Source organism: Halocynthiibacter styelae (genome assembly GCF_016123485.1).
GTDB lineage: Bacteria > Pseudomonadota > Alphaproteobacteria > Rhodobacterales > Rhodobacteraceae > Halocynthiibacter > Halocynthiibacter styelae.
The window spans coordinates 60,266-66,821 of sequence record NZ_JADCKQ010000016.1; the positions used below are offsets into that span (position 1 = coordinate 60,266).

The following is a 6,556-nucleotide window of genomic DNA, read 5'->3' on the forward strand; positions in this document are numbered from 1 at the left end:
TAAACAGTTTGGTCGTTTTTGTTTTACTTAACCGGATTTTGCGACCACTGGCGTCGCTTTTGAAACAAAAAAACAGCGGTGAAAACACCGCTGCCTTTTTCATCTTAAGGCTGAAATCAGCCGGAATTTTCAGCTTACGCGAACCACCAGCGCTCTGCTGCTTTGGTGCCGTCCAGCGTCCAGTTGGATGCGATGTTTTCGTCATGCGCGATCTCTTTAGAGACACCCATGATGTAGTTCGCAAACATCGGAACAGTGGAACCACTGTCATCCGCCAGCAGTTGCTGTGCTTCGGCATACATGCCGCGACGCTTGTCCTGGTCCAGTTCAGAACGGGCCTGCACAACGATTTCGTTGAAACGGTCCGCGCTTGGTGTGTCGCGGAAGGCGGTGTCGTTCCACTCAGATTCCTGAACATAACCAGATGTGAACATCCAGTCTTCAGTCGGACGACCGGACCAGTAAGAGGCACACCATGGCTTCTTGTTCCAGACGTTGGACCAGTAACCATCGGATGGCTCACGTACGACTTCGATGTCGATGCCACATTCTGCAGCGGATGCAGAGATCAGCTGGGCTGCGTCAACCGCACCAGCGAAGGCCGCGTCAGACGCGGACAGCTGGATCGGGCCAGAGTGACCGGATTTCTCATAGTGGTGACGCGCTTTATCTGCATCAAACTCGCGCTGTGGCAGGTCAGACGCATGGAAGCGGTTCGCTGTGGAAATCGGGTGGTCGTTGCCAAGCGCACCATGGCCGTGCAGGATCTTGTCGACCAGTTCCTGACGTTTGATCGCGTATTTCAGCGCCAGACGCAGATCGTTGTTGTCAAACGGGGCTGCATCGCCACGCATCGGGAAGACATAGTGCAGAGTGCCTGTGACTTCTTCGATGTTGATGTTTGGCGCACGACCCAGCAGAGCAACGGTCTTCGGATCAACGCGGTCAATCGCGTGAACGTCACCGGCCAGCAGAGCGTTCTGACGGGCAGTCGGATCAACCAGTGCCAGGATTTCAACCTGATCAAAGTGGCCTGCGCCTTCTTTCCAGGAGTTCGCAAACTTGTTGCCAACTGCGCGCACGCCTGGTTCATAGGTTTCGATCACATAAGAACCGGTACCAATGCCGGACTGCGGGTCAAGCGCGCCGGTTGAATCCACAGGCAGGATCTGCAGGTGGTAATCGCTCATCATGTATGGGAAGTCAGCGTTTGGCGCATCCAGTGTGAAGACAACAGTGTTGCCATCGGCCTGAATGTCCTGGATCGGCGCAACAATACCCTTCGCAGCAGAGGTCGAATCCTCACCGCGGTGCATGTTGATGGATGCGATCACATCTTCAGTGGTCAGAGTTTTGCCGTTGTGGAATTCCACGCCCTGACGAATGTTGAAACGCCATGTCTGCGCATCATCAGATTCAAAGCTTTCCGCCAGTTCACCAACCAGTTCATTCCGGTTGTTCACTTCGGTCAGTGTGTTGCCGAAGAGATAACCGATGGAACCAATGAAGTTGTTTTCATAGGTTGCCGGGTCAAGAACGTCTGTGGTGGAACCCGCAGCGATACCCTGGATGAACTTGCCACCCTTGTTAGGTGTCGCAGCCATAGCTTCGCTGGCCCAGGACAGAGCAGTTGGAATCACCACACCAGCGGCGACCATGGACTGCATAAAGCTGCGGCGTGAGATAGTGCCGGCAGTCAGCTTCTGCTTTTGTTGTTGGATATAGAGGTCTTTGCGAGAACGCATGCGTTGTCTCCCTGTAGTATTTTTAATCCTCGCCTGCACGCTACACTTCAAGGGGCTTAGCACCAAATAAAATTGTACGTTTCCTGGTGCCTTAAAGTCGTTTTTTGGCGTAATGATTTAATAACGACCTTTCGTGACGTTTATGCGAAATTGGCATTGATGATTTGCGCAAGGTTTTGCATCAAAAACGACATGGCTGAAGGCGGTCTTTTGCCCGAGGTGGGAAATGCCTTTGTATTGTTTGTTTGTTAACGATCACGCCAGAGGTCTGAAAACGACATGAACTGTGATAAAGCGGCTTTACAGGTGGGCTTTGCGCTGCATAGCATGTCCGGAAACAGGAGAGTGTCTGAATAACTGTCACCCATTCGGGGAAAAGACGGACGGGCATTCAGGGGGGAGGATACCGTGAACCTGATTATCATGACCATTCTGAAGCGCCTTGCGCTTGGGGTGGTGACTTTGTTTTTCGTGTCGCTGATTATTTTCAGCGCGATTCAGTTTTTGCCGGGCGATTTCGGCGAAGCGGTGCTGGGACAGGCGGCGACTGAAGAAACCGTTGCGGCGTTCCGTCGTGAACTTGGCCTCGATGAACCGGCCTGGCGACGCTATCTTGACTGGGTTGGCGCAGCAGCCACCGGGGACTTTGGCACATCGTTTTCTGGTCGTGCGTCTTCCGGTGTAGACCGGTCCCGCCCTGTTGTGGAAATGATTTCATCTCCGCTGAAAAACACCCTGTTCCTTGCAGGTATGACAGCGATCGTGGCGGTGCCTCTGGCGCTGTTCCTGGGGATCACCGCAGCCCTGTGGCGCAATTCCATCTATGACCGTGTGATCAACGCGGCAACGCTGACGTCGATCTCCTTTCCGGAATTCTTTGTTGCTTATGTGCTGATGCTCTTCTCCACCCTCTGGTGGGGTCTGTCTGCAAACGCTACCGGCATCAACGATGCGGATGCCAGCATTCTCGACAAAGCCTACATGCTGATCCTGCCGTCCATGACCCTGACGCTGGTGATTGTCGCACATATGATGCGTATGACACGTGCCGCGATCATCAACCTTCTGGCCAGCCCATATATCGAAATGGCCCGCCTGAAAGGGCAAAGCAGCCTGCGCGTGATTCTGCGTCACGCCCTGCCAAATGCCTGGGCCCCCATCGCGACAGTGATCGCCTTCAACCTTGCATATCTTGTTGTCGGTGTTGTTGTAGTCGAAGTGATTTTCGCTATTCCGGGCGCCGGCAAAGTGATGGTTGATTCTGTTGCATCGCGTGACATTCCTGTTGTTCAGGCCTGTGCGCTGATCTTCGCGTCGGTTTATATCCTGCTGAATCTTGCAGCAGATATCATCGGCATTGTGACCAACCCACGCTTGCTGCACCCGAAATAAGAGAGGCCCGCTATGACTGATACAAACAGCTATTCGGCGGCCACAGAGGTTGCCAGTACTATCACCCGCCGCACCCGTTGGGAACGCGCAAGAATCACCCTGAAGAAAGCCCCGTTGACGGCCTGGTTCGGCATGATCGTGATTGCCTGCTATGTCTTCGTCGCCGTCTTTGCCCAATGGCTTGCGCCATATGGCGAGGCCGACAGCTCCTTCGCGGCTTATGCGCCCTGGGGCGATGGCCACGTCTTCGGCACCGATCAGATCGGCCGCGATGTGTTTTCCCGCCTGATCTATGGCGCGCAGAACACTGTGGGCATTGCCTTTATCACCACAATTCTGTCCTTCTTCATTGGCGGCGGCCTGGGGCTTGTAGCCTCAATCGATCAGGGTTGGATTGATCAGCTTCTGTCGCGTTTCGTTGACATCCTGATGGCGATCCCAAGCCTGATCTTCGCACTGATGCTTCTGACCGTCTTCGGGTCTTCCGCCTGGAGCCTGATCCTGATCATTGCGGTTCTCGACAGTACCCGCGTCTTCCGGATCACCCGGTCCGTTGCGGTCAACGTCGCCGTGATGGATTACGTCGAAGCCGCCCGCCTGCGTGGCGAAGGCCTTGGCTGGGTAATGCGTCGTGAAATTCTGCCAAACATCATGCCGCCGCTGGTTGCTGAATTTGGTCTGCGTTTCTGCTTTGTGTTCCTGACGATTGCCTCCCTGTCCTTCCTGGGCGCAGGTCTTCAGCCACCAACTGCGGACTGGGGTTCCATGGTGCGTGACTTTGCAGGTCTTCTGCAATTCGCCGCCTTCGATCTGAAAGCCGGTCTGACTCCACTGCTGCCAGCTGGCTGCATCGCACTGCTGACGGTTGCTGTGAACTATGTTGTTGACTGGTTCCTGCATCTGACCAGTGGCCTGAAAGACTGAGGAAGGATCCGACATGAGCAATGATAGCAATCAAAATGCCGGTGAAACCGGAGAGATCCTTCTTGAAATGCGGGACGTCCGCATCGAGGGCTGGTCTGATGAAAAATGGAACCCGATCATCAAAGGGGTCGACCTGACCCTGCGCCGGGGCGAAATCCTTGGTCTGATCGGGGAATCAGGCGCGGGGAAATCCACCCTGGGCCTGGCCGGTATGGGGTTCACCCAGCCGGGCTGTCGCATCACGGGCGGCTCTATCGTCTTTGATGGCGTCGATCTGGTGACGGCAACTGAAACCGAAAAGCGCGCCCTCTGGGGGTCGCGTGTGACCTATGTGGCGCAATCTGCTGCGGCGTCTTTCAACCCGGCGCACCGCCTGATTGACCAGACAGTCGAAGCCACCGTGTCCCATGGTATTCAGTCTGAAAGCCTGGCAAAAGACGATGCGCGTATTCTCTATGCATCCCTGTCTCTGCCGGACCCGGAAACCATCGGGGAACGGTATCCGCACCAGGTGTCTGGCGGGCAGCTGCAACGAGTGATGACAGCGATGGCTATGTCATCGCGCCCGGATCTGATCGTCTTTGACGAACCGACCACAGCACTTGATGTGACCACCCAGGTGGAAGTGCTGCTGTCCATGCGTAAAATCGTGGAAGAATTCAACACAGCGGCGATCTACATCACGCACGATCTCGCGGTTGTGGCGCAGATGGCCGATACGATCAAAGTGTTGCGCTATGGTCAGGAAGTCGAAGAAGCCCCGGCGCGTGAAATGCTCGAAAGCCCGAAAGAGGATTACACCAAATCTCTCTGGTCCGTGCGTGCCCTGCATAAGGAAACGCAGCCGTCTGACGACATCGTTCTGTCAATCGACGGTGTTGATGCGGCCTATGGGCGGGGTCTGAAGGTTCTGCACAATGTGAACATTCAGGTGCCCCGCGGGCGTACCGTGTCTATCGTGGGCGAATCCGGTTCTGGTAAATCCACAACGGCCCGTGTGATCACCGGTCTTCTGCCCCCGATGAGCGGCCAGGTGACATTCAACGGTGAAGCTTTGCCACCTGAACTGAAGGGGCGTAGCAAAGATCAGCTGCGCCGTATTCAGATGATTTATCAGATGGCTGATACCGCGATGAACCCGCGCCAGACTGTGGGTGAAATCATTGGTCGTCCGCTGGAATTCTATCACGGCCTGTCCGGCAAAGCGAAAGAACAGCGCGTTCTTGAACTGCTGGAAATGATCGAACTGGATGAAAGCTTCTATGATCGTCTGCCGTCTGAAATGTCCGGCGGTCAGAAACAGCGGATCTGTATTGCCCGTGCGCTGGCGGCCGAACCCGAAGTCATCATCTGTGACGAGGTCACATCAGCCCTTGATCAGATCGTGCAGGAAGGCATCCTGAAACTTCTGATGAAGCTGCAGGAAAAGCACGGCATCACCTATCTGTTCATCACCCACGACATCGCAACCGTGGAAGCGATCTCTGACGAAATCGTGGTGATGTATATGGGCGAAGTGGTGGAGCAGGGCAGCAAGGATCAGATCCTGACCGCACCTTTCCCGGAATATACCGAACTGCTTCTGTCATCTGTCCCGGAAATGGACCCGGACTGGCTGACAAAACTGGCCGAAAAACGCGGGCAGGAAGCGTAAGCTTCCCTTCTGAAACATCAAAAGGCGGGGCCACACCCCGCCTTTTTTATTGCCGTCCCGTCCGAAGACATACAGCGCGCAGAGTCTATTCAGTCAATATTGTTCGCTGAACCTGCGCAACGCGTTAGGATTTCCCTACAGTTTGAACCGCGTCCGTTACTGCCTCTGCTATTTCTTTCACAGTACCCGGAGCCATGCCTCTAACAGGCTTTTCTTCAGCAACTCGATCCTGTCCAAACAGTCGGTTCGCTAGTTCCTCCTTCAGTTTCTGCTGTTGATCTGTGGTCAAAGAGGCGATGAATGGATCAAGTGCTTTCACTTCCAGAGCAAACCAGCGCATCCGTTGCTCAGTCACCCGGTGAAGTCGAGACTGCCGTGATGCATATTGAGCTGCTACAAATGAAACACCTGTGACCGAAAGTGTGGTTATAATTGTGGGCCAGTTTATGCCGGTTAAACTGTCTATGCCAAAACCCAACTTTCCCTTGATCATGACCCAGATAAAGATCAACGCATAGCACCCCATGGCGATCAATCGCCAAGTGTTTGCCGACTGCTGTTCATCTTTGGCAAGTTTGGCATAGCCGCCAGCAACACCGTCTGATGCAACCAATCCATGAATTTCGAGGATGTTTTGATGCTTCTCTTCGATATTCGTTTCACTTTGATGGATGAAGTTTTTAAATTTATCGTACAACTCGTGAAATTTGAGATTGGACCTGTCTCGCTTTCGTGCCGCCCCAAGTGCTCGTTTAAGCCACTTTCCTTTCGAAAGCGACGGGGCTTTTCCACCCCAATGCTGAGTGGCGGCGACGTGGATTGTAGAACCCGTTTATATATT

At 54.1% G+C, this 6,556-nt stretch carries 5 protein-coding genes; 3 read left to right on the plus strand and 2 right to left on the minus strand.

Annotated features, from left to right (window positions below; translation table 11 throughout):
• Positions 1 to 134: 134 nt before the first annotated feature.
• The gene (locus H1D41_RS16575; protein ID WP_228849967.1) at positions 135 to 1,745 is read right to left on the minus strand and encodes an ABC transporter substrate-binding protein; all 1,611 of its coding nucleotides are present in this window, start codon (positions 1,743 to 1,745) and stop codon (positions 135 to 137) included.
• Positions 1,746 to 2,168: 423 nt separating this feature from the next.
• Between H1D41_RS16575 and H1D41_RS16580 the strand changes: the two genes are divergently transcribed.
• Genes H1D41_RS16580 through H1D41_RS16590 form a run of 3 tightly spaced genes read left to right on the plus strand, consistent with a single transcriptional unit; the run spans position 2,169 to position 5,715 of the window.
• Complete coding sequence (locus H1D41_RS16580; RefSeq protein WP_267473731.1) at positions 2,169 to 3,137, plus strand: ABC transporter permease; 969 nt, start codon at positions 2,169 to 2,171, stop codon at positions 3,135 to 3,137.
• A 12-nt stretch (positions 3,138 to 3,149) separates the two neighbouring features.
• A complete protein-coding gene (locus H1D41_RS16585) occupies positions 3,150 to 4,061 on the plus strand; it encodes an ABC transporter permease (protein WP_228849968.1) in 912 nt (303 codons plus the stop codon).
• Positions 4,062 to 4,074: 13 nt separating this feature from the next.
• Positions 4,075 to 5,715 (plus strand): ABC transporter ATP-binding protein, encoded by a 1,641-nt coding sequence (locus H1D41_RS16590; protein WP_228849969.1) that lies wholly within the window; start codon positions 4,075 to 4,077, stop codon positions 5,713 to 5,715.
• Positions 5,716 to 5,839: 124 nt separating this feature from the next.
• Here H1D41_RS16590 and H1D41_RS16595 read toward each other — a convergent pair whose 3' ends face one another.
• Positions 5,840 to 6,412: a hypothetical protein gene (locus tag H1D41_RS16595; protein WP_228849970.1), complete on the minus strand. Its 573-nt coding sequence runs from the start codon at positions 6,410 to 6,412 to the stop codon at positions 5,840 to 5,842.
• Positions 6,413 to 6,556 lie beyond the last annotated feature (144 nt).

What these genes read in the sequence shown, in the direction of transcription:
- H1D41_RS16575 (WP_228849967.1), bottom strand. Translation starts at nt 1,745, where the DNA reads ATGCGTTCTCGCAAAGACCTCTATATCCAACAACAAAAGCAGAAGCTG.
- H1D41_RS16580 (WP_267473731.1), top strand. Translation starts at nt 2,169, where the DNA reads ATGACCATTCTGAAGCGCCTTGCGCTTGGGGTGGTGACTTTGTTTTTC.
- H1D41_RS16585 (WP_228849968.1), top strand. Translation starts at nt 3,150, where the DNA reads ATGACTGATACAAACAGCTATTCGGCGGCCACAGAGGTTGCCAGTACT.
- H1D41_RS16590 (WP_228849969.1), top strand. Translation starts at nt 4,075, where the DNA reads ATGAGCAATGATAGCAATCAAAATGCCGGTGAAACCGGAGAGATCCTT.